The sequence below is a fragment of the Pseudoalteromonas haloplanktis ATCC 14393 genome, from assembly GCF_000238355.1.
GTDB lineage: Bacteria > Pseudomonadota > Gammaproteobacteria > Enterobacterales > Alteromonadaceae > Pseudoalteromonas > Pseudoalteromonas haloplanktis.
The window spans coordinates 44,313-62,361 of sequence record NZ_AHCA01000016.1; the positions used below are offsets into that span (position 1 = coordinate 44,313).

At 41.1% G+C, this 18,049-nt stretch carries 20 protein-coding genes and 1 riboswitch; of the genes, 15 read left to right on the forward strand and 5 right to left on the reverse strand.

Translation table 11 applies throughout. The annotated features are described in order from the left end of the window. Positions 1–43 precede the first annotated feature (43 nt). Positions 44–136, forward strand: a riboswitch (cyclic di-GMP riboswitch). A 119-nt stretch (positions 137–255) separates the two neighbouring features. Genes PHAL_RS0120535 through PHAL_RS0120545 form a run of 3 tightly spaced genes read left to right on the forward strand, consistent with a single transcriptional unit; the run spans position 256 to position 3,436 of the window. Beyond that, positions 256–822, forward strand: a complete 567-nt coding sequence (locus tag PHAL_RS0120535) for a hypothetical protein (protein WP_016710315.1) — start codon at positions 256–258, stop codon at positions 820–822. Beyond that, a complete protein-coding gene (locus PHAL_RS0120540; RefSeq protein WP_016710316.1) occupies positions 822–2,999 on the forward strand; it encodes a S9 family peptidase in 2,178 nt (725 codons plus the stop codon). The genes PHAL_RS0120535 and PHAL_RS0120540 overlap by 1 nt, the downstream gene beginning before the upstream one ends. A 38-nt stretch (positions 3,000–3,037) precedes the next feature. After that, positions 3,038–3,436, forward strand: a complete 399-nt coding sequence (locus PHAL_RS0120545) for a hypothetical protein (protein ID WP_016710317.1) — start codon at positions 3,038–3,040, stop codon at positions 3,434–3,436. Positions 3,437–3,475: 39 nt separating this feature from the next. Here the strand turns inward: PHAL_RS0120545 and PHAL_RS0120550 are convergent, their stop codons facing one another. Then, the gene (locus PHAL_RS0120550) at positions 3,476–3,949 is read right to left on the reverse strand and encodes a Dps family protein (protein ID WP_016710318.1); all 474 of its coding nucleotides are present in this window, start codon (positions 3,947–3,949) and stop codon (positions 3,476–3,478) included. A 367-nt stretch (positions 3,950–4,316) separates the two neighbouring features. Between PHAL_RS0120550 and PHAL_RS0120555 the strand changes: the two genes are divergently transcribed. Beyond that, on the forward strand, positions 4,317–4,526 hold the full coding sequence (locus PHAL_RS0120555) for a hypothetical protein (protein ID WP_016710319.1): 210 nt from the start codon (positions 4,317–4,319) through the stop codon (positions 4,524–4,526). Here the strand turns inward: PHAL_RS0120555 and PHAL_RS0120560 are convergent. The 4 genes from PHAL_RS0120560 to hslR form a co-directional block, all read right to left on the reverse strand. Next, positions 4,523–5,119, reverse strand: a complete 597-nt coding sequence (locus PHAL_RS0120560) for a lipase family alpha/beta hydrolase (RefSeq protein ID WP_016710320.1) — start codon at positions 5,117–5,119, stop codon at positions 4,523–4,525. The two genes, PHAL_RS0120555 and PHAL_RS0120560, sit on opposite strands and share 4 nt — an antisense overlap. A 24-nt stretch (positions 5,120–5,143) precedes the next feature. Further along, a complete protein-coding gene (locus PHAL_RS0120565) occupies positions 5,144–5,680 on the reverse strand; it encodes a YaeQ family protein (protein WP_016710321.1) in 537 nt (178 codons plus the stop codon). Positions 5,681–5,862: 182 nt separating this feature from the next. Next, positions 5,863–6,708 carry an Hsp33 family molecular chaperone HslO gene (hslO, locus tag PHAL_RS0120570; RefSeq protein WP_016710322.1) on the reverse strand — a complete coding sequence of 282 codons (846 nt, stop codon included), beginning with the start codon at positions 6,706–6,708 and terminating at the stop codon, positions 5,863–5,865. A gap of 12 nt (positions 6,709–6,720) precedes the next feature. Beyond that, on the reverse strand, positions 6,721–7,143 hold the full coding sequence (hslR, locus tag PHAL_RS0120575; RefSeq protein WP_374954840.1) for a ribosome-associated heat shock protein Hsp15: 423 nt from the start codon (positions 7,141–7,143) through the stop codon (positions 6,721–6,723). 203 nt (positions 7,144–7,346) lie between these two features. Here hslR and gspC point away from each other — a divergent pair, with 203 nt between their 5' ends. The 11 genes from gspC (at position 7,347) to gspM (ending at position 18,047) form a co-directional block, all read left to right on the forward strand. Next, entirely contained in the window at positions 7,347–8,294 is a 948-nt protein-coding gene (gspC, locus tag PHAL_RS0120580) for a type II secretion system protein GspC (protein WP_016710324.1), read from the forward strand. Between the two features lie 23 nt (positions 8,295–8,317). Then, positions 8,318–10,378, forward strand: a complete 2,061-nt coding sequence (gspD, locus tag PHAL_RS0120585; RefSeq protein WP_016710325.1) for a type II secretion system secretin GspD — start codon at positions 8,318–8,320, stop codon at positions 10,376–10,378. Further along, positions 10,371–11,930 (forward strand): type II secretion system ATPase GspE, encoded by a 1,560-nt coding sequence (gene gspE / locus PHAL_RS0120590; RefSeq protein ID WP_029216273.1) that lies wholly within the window; start codon positions 10,371–10,373, stop codon positions 11,928–11,930. Before gspD ends, gspE begins: the two co-directional genes overlap by 8 nt. A 2-nt stretch (positions 11,931–11,932) precedes the next feature. Then, a complete protein-coding gene (gene gspF, locus PHAL_RS0120595; protein ID WP_016710327.1) occupies positions 11,933–13,168 on the forward strand; it encodes a type II secretion system inner membrane protein GspF in 1,236 nt (411 codons plus the stop codon). A 74-nt stretch (positions 13,169–13,242) separates the two neighbouring features. Beyond that, positions 13,243–13,662, forward strand: a complete 420-nt coding sequence (gene gspG, locus PHAL_RS0120600; protein WP_016710328.1) for a type II secretion system major pseudopilin GspG — start codon at positions 13,243–13,245, stop codon at positions 13,660–13,662. Positions 13,663–13,708: 46 nt separating this feature from the next. After that, positions 13,709–14,311, forward strand: a complete 603-nt coding sequence (gspH, locus tag PHAL_RS0120605) for a type II secretion system minor pseudopilin GspH (protein WP_016710329.1) — start codon at positions 13,709–13,711, stop codon at positions 14,309–14,311. Further along, positions 14,311–14,688, forward strand: coding sequence for a type II secretion system minor pseudopilin GspI (gene gspI / locus PHAL_RS0120610; RefSeq protein ID WP_016710330.1), 378 nt, complete (start codon positions 14,311–14,313; stop codon positions 14,686–14,688). The genes gspH and gspI overlap by 1 nt, the downstream gene beginning before the upstream one ends. Further along, positions 14,689–15,387 (forward strand): type II secretion system minor pseudopilin GspJ, encoded by a 699-nt coding sequence (gene gspJ / locus PHAL_RS0120615; RefSeq protein ID WP_016710331.1) that lies wholly within the window; start codon positions 14,689–14,691, stop codon positions 15,385–15,387. After that, on the forward strand, positions 15,377–16,372 hold the full coding sequence (gene gspK, locus PHAL_RS0120620) for a type II secretion system minor pseudopilin GspK (protein WP_016710332.1): 996 nt from the start codon (positions 15,377–15,379) through the stop codon (positions 16,370–16,372). The genes gspJ and gspK overlap by 11 nt, the downstream gene beginning before the upstream one ends. After that, the gene (gene gspL / locus PHAL_RS0120625; protein ID WP_016710333.1) at positions 16,369–17,577 is read left to right on the forward strand and encodes a type II secretion system protein GspL; all 1,209 of its coding nucleotides are present in this window, start codon (positions 16,369–16,371) and stop codon (positions 17,575–17,577) included. Before gspK ends, gspL begins: the two co-directional genes overlap by 4 nt. Next, positions 17,574–18,047, forward strand: coding sequence for a type II secretion system protein GspM (gspM, locus tag PHAL_RS0120630; RefSeq protein ID WP_016710334.1), 474 nt, complete (start codon positions 17,574–17,576; stop codon positions 18,045–18,047). The genes gspL and gspM overlap by 4 nt, the downstream gene beginning before the upstream one ends. Positions 18,048–18,049 lie beyond the last annotated feature (2 nt).

Genomic DNA, 18,049 nt, shown 5'->3' on the forward strand with positions numbered 1-18,049 from the left:
TACATTCTTTAGTTTGATCTTTGTACTGTGTCACATTATACTCACGCTGTTTTGGCAAACTAATCGAAAGGTTAGGACGCAAAGTTTCCGGTCTAAGGTTTTAGCATGCTAAAACTAGGATAGCGGGGCCGTCGCACAGGGTAATATTAACCTCGCTGTGTGTCATTAGCCCTACAACGTATTGAAAAAGTATTTCTTTTATCCAATAAATACTGGATAGTACCTATTAGATGTTCTTAAGGTGTTGCTGTGTTTATGCATACGTCATTGGCCTGTGGTAATTGGATGCCAATAGGTTGTCTAAATCATCATACCCAATTATTTGTTGGTGATATGGTGACGGTGACTTTTTATGATACGCAAGGAGAGCTAGTCGATTTATCATTTAAATATGAAATTATCACTGAGGAACAGGGCGAGCCACATAATTGGCCGCGCTATGTTGCACAGTATATTAATACCCATATACCGCTTGTTGAAGCGGGTAGAATGACAGAGCAAGGCTTGGTTGTTGCTTATCGTTCAAATCAGATTTATGCGCTTGAGGGCTGTGGTATTAACCGAGCTGAATTAACGTTTCAGTGCATTGCTAAATGCGATGACTTTCCTGCTGTGAAGCCCGCATATGATTATATCTACCCTGAAAAATGCAGTACGTATAATGCCGGCGTAAAAGTATTACAGCCGAAAACGGGCTTAATATATAAATGCAAACCTTGGCCTTTCAGTCAGTTTTGCAATGTAAAAGAAGAAAATAACCCGCTTTATGAACCAGGTGTAGGGCAAAGTTGGCACCTAGCTTGGCAGCAAGTTTCCCCTTAATGCTAGTTAGCATTTTCGGCCCACTCTTTGAGTGGGCTTTTTTATGTACTTTTGAAAATTATGGTAAACTCTCGTCATCAAAATTTTTTATTGGTTTTTCTGTGGCTTTATCAAACTTATCGTTGTCTTCTCTTTTAAATGCGCCTGTTGCACGTAAACAGCCGCACGTTTTAACAACGCACCAGCAAACACGCATAGATGATTATTATTGGATGCGTGATGACGAGCGCACAGAGCAAACTATATTGGCGCATTTAGCTGCGGAAAATGATTATTGCGAACAACAGTTAGCACCAATTAAGCCGTTGCAAACGGCTTTGTTTGACGAACTTAAAGACCGCATAGTGAAAGATGACAATACCTTTCCTGTTAAGGATGGTCAGTATTGGTATCACTCTGAGGTTCGCGGTGATGACGAGTACTCTCGTCACTACCGTAGTCGTGAAATAAACGCGACCGATAAGCAATTATTATTAGATGTAAATAGCTTGGCAGCAGGCTTTGAGTTTTATGACTTAGGCGAAGTTGCGATTAGTCCCAATGAGCAGTTGCTCGCTTACTCGCAAGATACTGATGGCCGCCGTATTTATACCGTAAAGTTTAAGACGATTGATAATGATAGGTTACTCGACGACGTATTAGAAAACACCGAAGGTCAGATTGTTTGGGCAAATGACAACAAAACAGTATTTTATGTAAAGAAAGATTTGCAAACTTTACTGGGCTATCAGGTTTATCGTCATGTGTTAGGAACTAAACAAGCACAAGATGTATTGGTTTATGAAGAGCAAGATCGTAGTTTTTTCATGGGACTTGGTAAAAGCCGTGATGAAAGCCTAATTATTATTGATTTAGCCACCACTGAAACTAATGATACTTGGGTATTAGATGCCAATCAGCCTAGCGGTGAGTTTACGCAATTAATGCCGCGTGAAGAAGGCCATGAGTTTGATATTGATAAACTCGGAGATACCTTTTATATCGTGACCAATTGGCAGGCTAAAAACTTTCGTTTAATGACTGCGAGCGCCGCAACAGTTGCTGATAAAACGCAGTGGCTTGAACACACCCCTCACAGAGCTGAAGTACTGCTTGAAGGTGTTGAATTATTTAATGATTTTTTATTGTTAACAGAGCGAGAGCAAGGACAAACTCGCTTTATTGTGATCAATAAGCAACAGCAGCGTATGACCTTAGAATTCGATGACCCCTGTTTTTATGCATCTGTGGCGATAAATCCTGAACCAAACTCTCAATCGGCACGTATCTATTATTCAAGTTTGACTACGCCAGGCTCGCTTTATGAGGTTAATCTAATAACTGCAGAGAAAACCCTGCTTAAACAACAGCAGGTGTTAGGTGAGTTTGATGTTGACAATTACGGCTCGGAGCGATTGATGATCACGGCGCGAGATGGTGTAAAAGTACCGGTGTCATTGGTTTATCGTAAAGAATTATTTAATAAAGACGGCACTAATCCGTTATTTCAATATGGTTATGGTGCGTACGGTATCACCATTGATCCGAGTTTCTCGAGTACTTCACTCAGCTTACTTGATCGTGGCTTTGTGTACGCTATAGCCCATGTTCGCGGTAGTGAAATGTTGGGGCGTCAGTGGTATGAACAAGGTAAAAAACAACATAAGCAAAATAGTTTTAATGACTTTATTGATGTGACTAAGTCACTTGTTGCGCAGGGATATGGTGCGCAAAATAAAGTGTTTGCTTCTGGCGGTAGCGCGGGAGGTTTGTTGATGGGCGCTGTTGTGAATCAAGCCCCTGAGCTTTACTTAGGTGTGGGGTGTCATGTGCCATTTTTAGATGTGCTAACCACCATGCTTGATGAGTCTATTCCGCTGACCACGAATGAATATGATGAGTGGGGAAACCCGAATGATCCAGATTATTATGACGTGATTGCAAAGTATTCACCGTATGACAATATTAGCGCTCAGGCTTACCCAAATATCTTAGTTACTACGGGGCTGCATGATTCGCAAGTGCAATATTGGGAACCCATGAAATGGGTGGCTAAAATGCGTGAATATAAAACCGATGATAATATTTTAGTGTTTAAAACCGATATGGATGCAGGGCATGGTGGCGCATCGGGTCGCTTTAAAAGCTTGGCAGAAAAAGCCCTAGAAATGGCATTTTTCATTAGCTTAGCTGAATAACATGGCAGCTATATGTGATTGAGTTGAGAGGTGTAGATATGTTTGAAGTGCATGGAAGTTGGGAATACTCAATAGAGCCGCCAATCATTTATATTAAAGTCATTGGTTGCTTTAACCGAGAAGGGGTCATTGCGTTTGCTAACAGTGTACAAGCCGACTTATCAACATTACCTGCAAACTCAATTGAATATGCTGTAATTAATTTAGCTGAATTTGAATTAACCACCGCAGATAGCTTAGCGGTGGCAACCGAGTATTTTCATGGCGTTAAAGCGCGAGGCTATAAACGCGTTACCTACATACAACCAAGTATTGTAGCTCAAAGTATGTTAGAAAGTGTTTGGCTTGGTAGTGGCATGGATGTGCAATTTTGTATGAATGCTCAGCGTTACTTAGCACAGTACCCTGAGCATCAATATGTAAAAAATTGGCTATGAGTAATCACGAACCAAGCCTTTTACAAAGCTTGGAGTTAATTAATTTAAGTATGCTTTTAACATCCAAACCAGTTTTTCTTGCTCAGTGATGTAATCACCCATTAATGATGCAGTACCTTCATCTTGTGCATCACCCGCCTGTTCTAGAATTTCGCGCTGCATGTTAATTAATGTGCTATACCCTGCTAGTAGATTTTCTACAGCAGCCTCACCATCACTAATATTCTTAGCTTCTTTAATTTTGCTGATCTCTAAATAATCAGAAAACGCATGCAGTGGCGCACCATCAAGGGTAAGAATACGCTCTGCTATTTCATCAACTTTTAATAGTAGTAGGTTATAAATTTCTTCAAACTTAACGTGTAACTCAAAAAAGTTACGTCCTTTAATATTCCAATGAAAACCACGAGCATTCATATACTGAATTTGATAACTACTTAGCAGGGTATTTAGTGACTTTACGATATCTTCACTTTTCGCACTGTTAAGACCGATTGCGTTTACCTGTGACATATTACTCTCCTTAAATAAACTGATAAGTTATTTTCGAATGACTGATAGTAAGTATCAGCCATTATTGATGAACTGTAAAATGGTTAGAATCGATGATAGCCATAGCTTTTACCTATCAACAATAAACCACTCAAATAAAACTCGTTACTTTCGTAAGCATTACTGTAATAGAAATGGGTGCCAAACTTTAAAAATCTACCCCTTAGGGGAAAATAACGGATATTTACTTAAAGATAGAACAAAACCATGATCCAGAACAAACTTTATAATTACACTTTTTGACTGTCTACGAGGGTTTGATTTAGGTCAAGAGTTCAATTTTTAGCCGGCGCATAATCAACATAGATTAATTACATGGAGAAAGATCATGCGCGCTAAAACTAACAAAGAGAATAAATTTGAGTTGATAGTTATAGGTATAGCGTTGTTAGCATTTGTAGTTGGCTTGGTTGGCCACTTAGCAGGGGCGAGCTTTGCGAACTTTGCTACGTTTGGTTATATCGCCGCACCAACACCGTTAATCTTGGCAATTATCGCTTTTATTGCTTATAAAATAGCAGCCAGTGCACAAGATTAAGTTATTAGGTCAAGAATATAGCTCATTACCTGGCGTGAGTAGATCATACTGGTGTGGCTTAGGTGAAACACCTTGTGCTCTGCCATGCCATTGAGTTTGGTTTCATCGAGTAACACAGTGCCATCTGATTGACTGCCTTTTGCTATTAGTGGCATCAAGCCTATGGGTAAATCACCAGCAATACTATAAAGCTTAGCATTAAATGGCCAATCGCCATTTTCGGTGAGTAAAAATTCCACACTATTTCTTAAAAACACATCAAAGCCTTTTTGCTGCATCCTGCGCGCAATATGACTGCCTTTGTGAGGAGTGCCTAAGGTAATGACTTTTTCAACGTTTTGACTTTGTGAAGAGTTAGCTGCTAAGTAGGCTCGTGCCACTAGCCCGCCCATTGAGTGGCACACAAGTGCGGTGCTTTTATCATCAATAAAATCATCAATCTGTTTAAAAATAGCGGCACGATCGGGAGACAATGTATTGTAGGAAAGGTTGAGTATGCTCAAGCCTGACTTTTCTAGTTGCGAACATAAAGGGCGCATAACAAAGCCAGACATATACAATCCATGTAATACCACAACTTGCTTAATAGCCATACACCCTCTTTTACTAAATACACTTTACATTAATTGTACTGGTTTTATCTCAATGTTCACTGAATCAGAGCTCACCCATACATCACCATCTTGAATGGTGATCGTCAGTGATATATTGCGATCAACTAATGCCGCCAGCGCTTGAGTTGCAGCAAAGTCTAAACTGAAAATGCTTAGATTTTTAAACTCATACAACTTAGGTTGATGTTTTTGCCACCAAATTGCTTGGTTGTTTTCACCATAAGTGTATAACACCACTTTTTTAGATTTATTACAGGCTTTTTTAACGCGCTTCTCGTCTGGTAAGCCAAGTTCAACCCACAGCTCTATTTCTTCACTGTAGTTTTTATGCCACAGTTCAGGCTCATCATCAGCCGATAAACCTTTTGTGAATTCTAAACCATCACAGGCATTGAGTGCATACGCAAGCAAGCGGATCATCAAGCGCTGCTCAGTTTCTGATGGGTGTTGCGCCAAAGTTAAATTAAAGTCTTGGTATACGTGGCGGTCCATATCGCTTAGCGATAACTGCGCCTTAATAATCGTCGATTTAAGAGCCATAATAGTTTATTTGAAAAAATTTGCGCCAGTATAGCGCAATTACGACTGGCACTTGTGAAAATAGTACATAGTTAACCCCACAACAATTTTTAGTGGTAGGAGCCATGTATAAAAATTTGTATACACGGCTCTTTATGAGGGTTTAGGTAGTACCTGAGCAATGAGTATTTTAAATGAGTGTGTTAGTTGAAAATACTTTTCACATCTTGTTCATTAAACACATAATCTTTTAAGCAGTAGTGACAGCTGATTTTCACTTCTCCATTTTCGGCAACGTCATCTAACAATGCTTGTTGGCCTACATTAACCAGTGCGGTGATGGTTTTCTCTCTACTACAACCACATTTAAATTGGATTGTTTGCGGCTCATATACGCGAGGGTTATCTTCATGGTACAGGCGTGTTAATACCGTGGCGGCATCAAGCTTTAAGAGTTCTTCATCTTTAATAGTATTACTAAGCGCTTCTAAATGGATAAAGTCTTCAACAGATTTTTCTTTATTAACAGGGAGTACCTGTAGTAATAAACCCGCAGCCTTTGCATTATCTGCGGTGGTGTCTGTGGCAAACCATAGGCGAGTTTGTAATTGCTCTGACTGAGTGAAATAAGCTTCTAGACATGCAGCTAAGGTATCGTGCTCAAGCGGCACTATACCTTGGTAACGTTCTCCCTTGGTTGGGGTTATAGTCAATACCATTACACCATTGCCAATTAAATCTTGAATTGTTGAGCCTGTTACTTCACTTTGTAAGCGAGCAATACCGCGCATGTTTTGTTTATGGTCACCATTGATAACGGCGTATTTCACTGGGCCATCGCCTTGCAGTTGCACGGCAATGTCACCTTCAAACTTTAAAGTCGCAGTAAGTAGACAGGTTGCGACCAATAACTCCCCTAATAGTGCTTGTACTGGAGCTGGGTAATTATGATTGGCAATCATTTCATTATAAGCTTGCTCTATTTGCACGAGTTCGCCGCGGACGTCTAGTTGATCAAATGTATAACGATGAAGTAAATCTTGTTGCATGAGTGGCTTTACCTAACTTGATTTCATTTTTAAAAGTTCGCGTCTTTGCTTTTTATCTGGTTTACGATCCGGATGCGGTGCAAAAAAGCTATTGTTCTTGCGCGCGATGCTATTGGCTTCGCGTTTTTCGATACTTGCATCTGATTCTTGATACAAGGTTTGAGCAATGGGGGCACTTAAGCGTTTATCAAGTAATTTAAGCACAGTGATAACTTTTTCATCAACTCCTTGAGCAAGTTTAATCACGGCATCTAATTCGACTATTTTGCTAGGTTTAGTGCGTTGACCATTATAATGCACTTTACCACCTTGCACCATGTCCCGTGCGATTGCGCGGGTTTTATAAAAGCGAGCAGCCCACAACCACTTGTCTAAGCGGACACTCATTGCTTCATCTTTTGACGTGGAATTACGGGTGTTACTTTTTGACACAATTGTACTCTTTAAAAGCGTGGCTCTGTAAGGCAAAATTTAGCATGAAACTTACTAACAAAGAAATAGTCGAAGCTTTTCAGGTTCATCGTAAGCGTTAATTTACCTTGTTTACAAAGTTTAATATTAGTGCGCTTGTTGAATGAAAAATGAAAAGGTACTATAGGCCAGCGATAAAGCAGTAAATTAAAATAAGAACATCATTTATGGAACAACGATTACAACAGCTAAAACACTTAGTAAGTAAATTACCCCATGCTAAATTGAGTTGGGTGGTAACGCTTTTAGCCGTTGTTTATATTGCCTTTTTAGCTGCAAAGTTATTTTGGCTAATATGGCCCTTGCCTGCTAACCAAAGCCTTTCTCCAAGCTATATTAATACTGCTACAGGTAAACCCGAACGCGTAAATACGCAATCAATTTTAGAGCAAAACTTGTTTGGTAAGGCTGATGCAGCCCCTAAAAAACCAGTAAGTAAGCAAACACAAGTTATTAACAATGCTCCAGAAACACGATTAAGTATTAATTTAACTGGTATCGTTGCGGTCAGTGGCAATGATCTGACCGGTTTGGCAATTATTGAATCTCAAGGGCAACAAACAACTTATTTAGTTGATGATGTTATACAGGGCACGCGCGCTAAACTAGCGCAAGTATTGCCTGACCGCGTAATTTTAGATGTCAGTGGTCGCTTTGAAACATTAATGCTAGATGGTATGGATTTTACCAAAACAGTATCAATGCCTGTACTTGCTGAGCGCGAAAGTGATGAGCCAGAACTTGACGCCGGCCCGCAAATGGAAAGTGATCGACAAATAGATGTAACAGCGGACCAAGATGTAAAAGAAGAAATTATAGAAACTCGGGAAGAACTGTTAAAGGATCCCGGTAAATTATTTGATTATATTCGAGTGTCTCAGGCTATGAAAGACGGTGAACTAGTTGGTTACCGTTTAAGCCCAGGTAAAGATCCTGCCTTATTTACTAAGATGGGACTACAAAATAATGATTTAGCTGTTTCGATTAACGGCTATCAACTAACTGATTTACAACAGGCCATGTCAGCTATTAACGAGCTGCGTAATAGCACCGATGCAAACATCACGATTGAACGTGATGGCGAGCAAATCGATGTACAATTTAGCCTGCAATAACCTAGCTTTGGAGTTCTAATATAATGGTTCACGCGCTACACCTCAAAAAAATCAGAAAAGGGTTAGCTAAGTACGCAACACTTTTTTTTGCGGCTAGTTTATCTCTATCGGTGTCTGCCGTGGAGTATGCTGCAAACTTTAAAGGGACCGATATTAACGAGTTCATAAATATCGTTGGTAAGAATCTGAATAAAACCGTCATTATTGATCCTAACGTGCGTGGAAAAGTAAATGTGCGTAGTTATGAATTGATGGACGAGGCGCTTTATTATCAATTCTTTTTAAATGTTTTAGAGGTTTACGGCTATTCAGTCGTTGAAATGGATAATGGCATTTTAAAGATCGAAAAAAGCTCTGATGCAAAAAAATCAAACGTGCCGTTAGTCACGCAAGATGATCAAGCTCGTGGAGATATGATGATCACCCGCGTTGTGCGCGTTAAAAATGTGAGTGTGCAAGAGCTTGGTCCATTAGTACGCCAGTTTAGCGATCAAAAGGATGGTGGTCATGTAGCAAACTTCAACGCCGCTAACGTAATGATGTTGACCGGCCATGCTGCGTCAGTAAATCGTCTTGTGGAAATTATTCGCTCAGTTGACCAAGCGGGTGATAAACGCGTTGATATTGTGAAGCTAAACTTTGCTACGGCAGATGATGTGGTTTCTGTTGTCGAAAATATTTATAAAGATAGCGGCAAAGGCAGTATTCCTGAATTTTTGATCCCTAAAGTAGTCGCCGATGGTCGTACCAATAGCGTAATTGTTAGTGGTGAAGGTCAAGCTAGAACTCGTGCAATTGAATTAATTAAACGCTTAGATGGTGAATTACAAAGCCAAGGTAATACGAAAGTAATTTATCTTAATTACGCAAACTCTGAAGACTTAGTAAAAGTGCTACAAGGGGTAAGTAAAACCCTAGCCGAAGAAGGCCAAGGTGCGGCAACTAAAACTCGTAGCCGCAGTCAAAATGAAACCAGTATTGAAGCGCATCCTGATTCCAATTCATTAGTCATTACTGCACAACCTGATACTATGCGTTCACTGGAGTCGGTTATTGAGCGTTTGGATATCCGCCGCGCGCAAGTACTTGTTGAAGCCATTATTGTTGAAGTAATGGAAGCCGATGGGATTAACTTTGGCTTACAGTGGATTACAGAGCAAGGTGGCATGATGCAGTTTAATAACGGCAGTACCGTGCCTGTTGGCTCACTTGCTGTTGCCGCAGAGCAAGCTCGCGATACGACAGTAACAAAAACCGTCACTGGCGATAATGCCGAATTAAACGAGTATGACGAAACAGTTGAAGGTGACTTAGGTCCTCTAGCTACATTACTCGGTGGTATCAATGGCTTAGCCATGGGTATTATCAAAAATGACTGGGGCGCGATTATTCAGGCGGTCTCTACTGATACTAACTCTAATATTCTTGCTACGCCTTCTGTTACCACTATGGATAACGAAGAAGCGTCAATCATTGTTGGTCAAGAAGTGCCTATTATCACCGGCTCACAAACTGGTTCTAACAATTCAAACCCATTCCAAACAGTTGAGCGCCAAGAAGTGGGTGTAAAACTAAAAGTAACACCGCAGATTAATGATGGTACTGCTGTACAGTTAACTATCGAGCAAGAAGTGTCAGGTGTAAGCGGTGCTACTTCAGTTGATATTTCAATTAATAAACGTGCAATTAAAACCACGGTGATGGCTGATGATGGTGGCATGGTGGTACTGGGTGGTCTAATCGATGAAGACGTGCAAGAAAGTGTCTCTAAAGTGCCATTGTTAGGTGATATTCCTATTCTTGGTCATTTATTCCGTTCAACTAGCACCAGTAAACGTAAACGTAACTTAATCGTGTTTATTCGCCCAACGATTGTTCGTGATGGCATTAAAATGAATAAACTCAGCCACAGTAAATATAACTTTATTCGTGGTGAGCAGTATAAACAGAAAGAAGATGGTATTGATCTAATGCCGCTCACTGAAGCGCCTATCTTACCTGAGTGGAATGATGCCCTGGTACTGCCGCCGACCTATGAAGAGTATTTAAAGCAACAAAACGCAGATGAGCGCAATAATGACTGATGCAATCACTGAGATCACCGATGAGCACGCTAAGCCGTTAGATAACAGCGAATTGATGACTAGCGATGACTTGGTCGAGCTGCCAAATAAGCGATTGCCGTTTTCTTATGCGCGACGTGCTGGCATGTTATTAAGTAAGAATAATGATGACCGAGTAGTTTTCTATCGTGGTGAGCTCGATATAGATGCACTGCTAGAAGTACGCCGCATCGCTGGGCACGGTTTTACGCTTGAGCAATTACCGGATGATAAATTTGAGTTGTTACTAGAAGCCTCTTATCAACGCGATAGCTCGGAAACCCAGCAGATGATGGAAGATATCGGTAATGAAGTTGATTTATTCTCGCTTGCTGAAGAAATGCCGCAAACTGAAGATTTATTAGCAGGCGATGATGATGCGCCAATTATTAAGCTGATCAATGCGATGCTCAGTGAGGCGATTAAAGAAGGTGCCTCGGATATTCATATTGAAACCTTTGAGCAAGAGTTAGTGATCCGTTTTCGGGTTGATGGTGTGCTTAAAGAAGTACTGAAACCAAACCGTAAGCTGGCCTCGTTACTTGTTTCGCGTATTAAGGTAATGGCGAAACTCGATATTGCTGAAAAGCGTATCCCACAAGATGGACGAATTAGTTTAAGGATTGCCGGACGTGCAGTTGATGTCCGGGTATCAACTATGCCATCAAGTTTTGGTGAGCGTGTAGTACTGCGTTTACTCGATAAAAATAACGCCCGCTTAAACCTTGAAGATTTAGGTATGACGTTGCGTAACCGTGAGTTATTTTCTGACCTGATCAGCAAACCGCACGGTATCATTTTGGTGACCGGGCCAACAGGCTCCGGTAAAAGTACCACGCTGTATGCGGGAATGAGCCAAATTAATTCTCGCGACCGTAATATTTTAACGGTTGAAGATCCAATCGAGTATGAAATCCCAGGCATTGGTCAAACACAGGTCAATACCAAAGTTGATATGACCTTTGCTCGTGGCCTGCGTGCCATATTGCGTCAAGATCCTGATGTGGTGATGGTTGGTGAAATACGTGACCTTGAAACCGCGCAAATAGGCGTTCAAGCTTCATTAACGGGTCACTTAGTGATGTCTACGTTGCATACAAATACTGCCGCGGGTGCAATATCGCGTATGGAAGACATGGGGGTTGAGCCTTTCTTATTATCATCCTCCTTACTCGGTGTGCTTTCACAACGACTAGTACGAACTTTATGTAACAGCTGTAAAGAAGCACATGTAGCCGATGAGCGAGAATGTGAATTACTTGGCGTACCATTTGCTGAGCCGCCGACAATTTATCGAGCAGTTGGCTGTGAAGAGTGTAACTTTAATGGTTATCGTGGTCGTACAGGTATTCACGAACTGTTGGTCGTTGATGAAACTGTGCGTGAACTAGTGCACAGTGGTAAAGGTGAGCAGAGTGTTGAAAAGTACATTCGTAAGCATACGCCAAGTATTCGCCAAGATGGTTGCAGCCGTGTATTAGCTGGTAAAACGACCCTTGAAGAAGTATTACGTGTAACACGTGAGGAAGGCTAACCATGGCAGCATTTGAATACCGCGCTTTAGACAGTCGTGGCAAAGAAAAAAAAGGTATTCAAGAAGCGGACACTGCAAAGCAAATTCGCCAGTCTTTACGTGAACAAGGGCTTACTCCCCTTGAAGTGGTTGCGGCCGCAGAAGGTGAAAAGCATGTCAAAGGTGAAAAAAGCTCACTTTTTGGTAGTTTTTTTAAACCGAAAATATCCACCTCTGATCTTGCGTTAATTACCCGTCAATTAGCGACTTTAATTCAATCGGCACTGCCAGTTGAAGGGGCGGTGATGGCCGTAGCTGAGCAATGTGAGAAACCGCGCATGAAACGTATGCTTATGTCAGTACGTTCAAAAGTGGTTGAGGGTTATACGCTTGCTGATGGGATGTCAGAGTTTCCTCATGTATTTGATAACTTATATCGCGCCATGGTGGCCGCAGGTGAAAAGTCAGGCCATTTAGATGCCGTATTGAACCGTTTGGCTGATTACACAGAGCAACGTCAACACATGCGCAGTCAAATCACTCAAGCGATGGTTTACCCTGTGATCTTAGTTATTTTTGCAATCGGTATCGTTTCAATATTACTTGGTACTGTTGTACCAAAAATATTAAAGACGTTTGAAAAGTCGAAGCAGGTGTTGCCTTGGACTACAGAATGGGTAATGGCGGCCAGTAACTTTGTACAAAACTATTGGTTGATCACTTTAGTACTATTCACCGCAACAGTAATTGGCGTTAAACACGCATTAAAACAACCTAAAATTCGTTTTTGGTATGACTCTAAAGTTTTAATGCTACCGGGAATTGGTAAAGTCGCACGTAGTATCAATACAGCCCGTTTTGCCCGTACCTTGAGCATTTTGTCATCAAGCTCAGTGCCGCTACTTGAAGGTATGCGTATTTCTGGTGGGGTATTAATCAATGAGAAAATTAAAAAGTCAGTAGCCGATGCCGCTACTCGTGTCAGTGAAGGGGCCAGCTTAAGAGCCTCTTTACAGCAAACCAAATTATTCCCGCCGATGATGCTGCATATGATCGCAAGTGGTGAAAAATCAGGCGAGCTTGAGCAGATGCTTGAGCGTGCTGCAAACAACCAAGATCGTGAATTTGAAAGCATGGTAAATGTCTCGCTAAAACTCTTAGAGCCTGCGATGATAGCGTCCATGGCGGTTATTGTATTGTTTATCGTTATGGCAATATTGCAGCCTATCATGGCTATGAATAAAGCGATTGGACTTTAACAGTTTTAGGGATTTCGTAATGCATTTTCAGCGTGTTACGATGGTTAATTATTAAGAACAACAGAGGTATGTACGTGAATAAACAAGCAGGTTTCTCATTACTCGAAGTTATGGTGGTACTGGTTATCATTGGCATGATTATGTCGATCGTGGCACCCAATATTATGGGTCAGCAAGAAGAAGCTGCGTTAGATAAAGCGCATCTTGATATTCAGCAATTAGAAGATGCGATGAGTCTTTATAAATTAAAGAACAAAGCGTACTTAACCACAGAGCAAGGCCTTGAAGGGTTAGTGACAAAAACGAGCATTGAGCCAGTACCAAAGCGTTTTCCTGAAGGTGGCTTTATTTCTAAATTACCAGAAGATCCATGGGGTAACCCGTATCAGCTAATCAGCCCGGGAGAAATCGGCAAAATAGATTTATTTTCTATGGGGCCAGATGGCGAAGCGGGTACTGATGATGACATTGGTAACTGGGATGAAGAAAAATAATAATGCATTTTGAAGAAGCGTTTTTATACTCAGTATTGAGCTTAGCATGTTATTAAGCTGCAATGAGTCGCGCTTTGCAAAGCTAAAGTCACCAAGTCGTGGCTTTAGCTTAATTGAAATTTTAGTTGTACTAGTGGTGATTGCCTTTGCCACAAAAATGGTGGTATACAGCCTTGACGGTGGTGATGAAGACGAGCTGGATAAACAAGCGCTGAGACTGCATACCACGATTAATATGGCCTCTGAATTTGCAATATTAAATCAAGTTGAACTCGGCTTTCACTTAGATAAGAATACGTTCGAGTTTTTAGTGTTTGATGGTGAAAAGTGGGTTACCTTTGACCGTGAAAAGTTGTTTGCGCCAATTACTGTCGATGAACGTTTAAAGTTAACGCTTAATATAGACGATTTAGCTTGGTCACAGGATAATTTATTAGAGCAGTCTAATTGGCGAGAGCTCATGAGTGGCGGCGACGACGAAAGTTTACTCGAATTACAAAAAATGAAAATTCCACAAGTACTACTTTTATCCTCAGGTGAAGTCAGTGCATTTCAACTTATCTATGAATTACAAGACGAAAAAGACCCTGTGTACTTCATTGAGGGGGAATTTTCGGCGCCAGTGAACTTACGCAGAGAGCCAGAATAATGCATAACAAAAATCAAGGTTTTACCTTACTAGAAGTTATGGTGGCGCTGAGTATTTGCGCTATGGCTGGGATTGCTGCGATGCAAGCGACAGGTGAGCACATTAATCATTTATCAAGCCTTGAAGAGCAAACGTATGCTTCATGGGTCGCTGAAAATGTATTGATTGAACAGCGCACCTTAGGTGAAAAGTGGCAAGGCAAAAATGGCGCGAAAGGCACTGAAACAATGGCCGGTATAGACTGGTATTGGCGACAAGACACTGAAGTGACAGCAGATAAAAGTTTTGTAAAAGTCACCATTAATGTATTTAGTGATGAAAAGCTTGAGCACTCAGTTTATGAGCTAAGCAGCTATCTAAATAAAGGCAGTAAGTAAGTGAAGCAGCGTGGTTTTACACTCTTGGAGGTGATGGTAGCGCTGGGTATTTTAGCCTTCGTGGTGTTGGCTACCCACCAAATCCTTGATTCGACCACCAAAGCTAAAGATGCATCGGATGAAAAAATTGCTGAGTTAAATGGCTTACAAACCGCTTTTAGATTAATGGACCAAGACTTTAGTCAAATGACTAAGCGCGAAGTGCGCAATGAAGCGGGTGATATACAAGAGCAATACTTACTCGCAGGGCGTTACACATTAGACAGCCAGTACGACGGTATTGGTTTTGTGCGCGATGGCTGGGTTAACCCAATTAACTTACTGCCACGCTCAGAATTACAAGCCGTCGGGTATCGGGTTGTTGATGATAACCTTGAACGTATCTACAGAGTTTATGTTGATCAGCTCGATAACCTTGAGCCGCGTGTACAAGTGATTCTAAATGATATCGAAGATCTAAAATTTGAATTTTTAGATGACCAGAATGAATGGCAAGAGCAATGGCAAATTAAAGCATTGCCAAAGGCGGTTGCGGTTACTATACAGCAAATAGAAGCTGAGCCTATTCGCCGTGTGTTTTTAGTTCCAGGTGATGGTAAAGTTACAGTGCAAGTACCTACAGGCAATAATACTGTGGGCGGCAATGGCAGTAATAACAATGGTGGGCAAAATCAGCGAGAGGATGAAAATGGCAATTAAGTCTTCCCGTGGTGCTGCGCTAATTATTGTATTATTTATTGTTGCTTTAGCGTCAATTTTAGCGGTCGAGATGAGTGCCAATTTACTCGTTCAAGTGCAAAAAAGTACCAATATACAAGGTCATCAACAAGCTAAATGGTATGCCTATGCTGCTGAGGAGCTTGCCATAAAAGCAATTTTGCAAAGTAAAAAAGACGACCCAGACAAAACTACCTTGAAACAAATATGGGCACAACAAGGCGATGTACCTTATCCGGTTGATAATGGTACTTTGCAAGGGAAAATCACCGATTTGCAGGCGTGTTTGAACCTTAATGCTTTACGTGCTCAAGCCCCGCAAACCGGCAGTGGAAGTACGAATAAAACTAATCCTGCTCATTCGGCGTTATTGGCTTTATTGGAAAATATAGAAAATTTGCCAGCAGAAGAATCTGAAGAAGCAATGGCAGACAGTGTATACGATTGGCTCGATGAAGACAGTATTACTTATCGCTCAGGTGCGGAAGAAGACGAGTACTTATCGCGTCAATCACCCTATATGACGGCGAATAGTTATTTTGCATCTACCTCGGAGCTGCGTTTAGTGAAGGGCTTTAATCCTTTAGTAATGGAAAAAGTATTGCCTTATGTGTGTGTGATACCGGGCAGCGAATTATTAGCGATTAATGTCAATACTATTGATCCTGAACAAGCATTATTATTGAGTGCACTGATTGATGGTTTGAGTGAATCAGGCGCACAAAGTGTGTTATCTGCTCGCCCAGAAGATGGCTTTACAGATATTGAAGAATTTTTTGAACAGGTTAACCAACAAGGGGCACAAAATGTTAAGTCGGTTGAGAACTTGTTCACTATAAAAAGCGAATATTTTAAACTACAAACGCAGGCTAAATTTGTTGAACTGCGTTTTTCGATGACCACTTTACTGCAAGCCAAAGATGGCGAGGTAACTATACTGGCGCGAAAATTTGGAGGCGTACAGTGACTGAAATACTGTTGATCCGTACGGGTCAAACTCAACAAGAAAGTATTAATTGGCTGATTTATTCACCATTAGAACAAGAAATCATTGCCAGTGGCGAATTACCTAACGCTGAGCAACTGAATGAACTCGCTGAAAAATCACAGAGCCGTGAAGTTGTCGTATTATTGCCTTGTGATCAAGTGCAACTAAAAACGGTAATTTTACCAACAAAGTGGAACCGCAAGCTTGAGCAAGCTCTCCCGTATATGCTCGAAGAAGAAATTGCATGCGATGTCGACGACTTATTCATTGCCATTGCTGAACCTACTATGGTGGCAGATAAGCACGCTATTAAAGTTGCCATGACAGATCGAGACTGGTTTGAAGCTTGGTTAGCGGTATTTGCTGAGCATGACATTGAAGTGTTTAAATTGTTACCTGATGCATTATTGCTGCCTGATGCACAAGGTGATGGACTCAGTGTTATTGAGCTTAATAACCAATGGTTATGTAAACAAGGCGCATGGCGAATTAGTGCGGTAGAGCAAAGCTGGTTAGCTGAGTATTTAACTGCGCTTGGTCATCCGAATGTTGCTCATTACAGTCCCGCATCACAATTTCCAGAAACAGTTACACTAAGCGCACAGACGGATGCTTATGACTTGCCACTGGCATTATTTGCAAAGCAATTACCAAATATTAAGTTCAACTTGCGCCAAGGTCAGTATCAACTGAAAAAGAAAAGCGCATTATGGTGGGGGTATTGGCAAAGTGCAGCCATTGCAGCCAGTATTGCATTAGTTGCTTCTGTTGCAGTAAAAGGCTTTGAGTTGCATAAGTTAAATAGCGATCTTGAGGTTGCTAAAACACAAGTCGTTTCGCGTTACCAAGCTGCTTTTCCTGGCAAGACTGTGCGCCCACATTTAATTAAAAACCAAATTCAAGGTGAACTGGCTAAATTAGAAGGCGGTAGCAGTGCTGGGTTCCTCGATTTAACCAATGAGCTTGTCGGTGTATTTAGTCAAGTTAAAGAGTTTACCCCTGAAACATTACGTTATGATCAACGTCGTAATGAACTTCGGATCCGTGCCCGTGGTAAAGACTTCCAAACATTTGGTAAAGTTAAGTCAATCCTCGAGCAGCGAGGTCTAACGGTTGATCAAGGCTCATTGAATAATGATGGCGACTTTGTAGTCGGTGAAATCAAACTACGAGGTGCTGCATGAAGCAACAACTTTTAAAACAGTGGCATAGCTTAAAAGAGCAAGAGCAGCAGTTGGTAATGGTTGCTGGGGTTATTTTTGTTATCTTTATTTTAGTCATGGGAATTTTTAGACCATTAAATAATGCTATTGCAGAAGCTGAAAAGAACCAAGTTAAACAGCAAGAGTTATTAACCTGGGTTGACAGCAGTATCGTGAAGCTAAAAGCTGGCAATGCACGCACAGTGACAAGCAGTCAAAATTTGAGCCAGATAGTGAATGCCACTCGTGGTCGCTATAATATTACTATCAGTAAAATGCAACCTAATGACGAGTCACTTAGGTTAACCATCGACTCTGTACAATTTAATAAACTTGTAGAGTGGCTGGATGAGTTAGTAAATACAAAAGGCGTATTGATTGAAAATTTAGATCTTAGTCGCGACGATAAACCAGGCTATGTACGTGTAAGCCGATTGGTATTAGAGAAGTAAAT

Excerpts from the sequence above, each read along its gene's own strand:
- PHAL_RS0120535 (WP_016710315.1), top strand. The coding sequence starts at position 256 with ATGCATACGTCATTGGCCTGTGGTAATTGGATGCCAATAGGTTGTCTA.
- PHAL_RS0120540 (WP_016710316.1), top strand. The coding sequence starts at position 822 with ATGCTAGTTAGCATTTTCGGCCCACTCTTTGAGTGGGCTTTTTTATGT.
- PHAL_RS0120545 (WP_016710317.1), top strand. The coding sequence starts at position 3,038 with ATGTTTGAAGTGCATGGAAGTTGGGAATACTCAATAGAGCCGCCAATC.
- PHAL_RS0120550 (WP_016710318.1), bottom strand. The coding sequence starts at position 3,949 with ATGTCACAGGTAAACGCAATCGGTCTTAACAGTGCGAAAAGTGAAGAT.
- PHAL_RS0120555 (WP_016710319.1), top strand. The coding sequence starts at position 4,317 with ATGCGCGCTAAAACTAACAAAGAGAATAAATTTGAGTTGATAGTTATA.
- PHAL_RS0120560 (WP_016710320.1), bottom strand. The coding sequence starts at position 5,119 with ATGGCTATTAAGCAAGTTGTGGTATTACATGGATTGTATATGTCTGGC.
- PHAL_RS0120565 (WP_016710321.1), bottom strand. The coding sequence starts at position 5,680 with ATGGCTCTTAAATCGACGATTATTAAGGCGCAGTTATCGCTAAGCGAT.
- hslO (WP_016710322.1), bottom strand. The coding sequence starts at position 6,708 with ATGCAACAAGATTTACTTCATCGTTATACATTTGATCAACTAGACGTC.
- gspC (WP_016710324.1), top strand. The coding sequence starts at position 7,347 with ATGGAACAACGATTACAACAGCTAAAACACTTAGTAAGTAAATTACCC.
- gspD (WP_016710325.1), top strand. The coding sequence starts at position 8,318 with ATGGTTCACGCGCTACACCTCAAAAAAATCAGAAAAGGGTTAGCTAAG.
- gspE (WP_029216273.1), top strand. The coding sequence starts at position 10,371 with ATGACTGATGCAATCACTGAGATCACCGATGAGCACGCTAAGCCGTTA.
- gspF (WP_016710327.1), top strand. The coding sequence starts at position 11,933 with ATGGCAGCATTTGAATACCGCGCTTTAGACAGTCGTGGCAAAGAAAAA.
- gspH (WP_016710329.1), top strand. The coding sequence starts at position 13,709 with ATGTTATTAAGCTGCAATGAGTCGCGCTTTGCAAAGCTAAAGTCACCA.
- gspI (WP_016710330.1), top strand. The coding sequence starts at position 14,311 with ATGCATAACAAAAATCAAGGTTTTACCTTACTAGAAGTTATGGTGGCG.
- gspK (WP_016710332.1), top strand. The coding sequence starts at position 15,377 with ATGGCAATTAAGTCTTCCCGTGGTGCTGCGCTAATTATTGTATTATTT.
- gspM (WP_016710334.1), top strand. The coding sequence starts at position 17,574 with ATGAAGCAACAACTTTTAAAACAGTGGCATAGCTTAAAAGAGCAAGAG.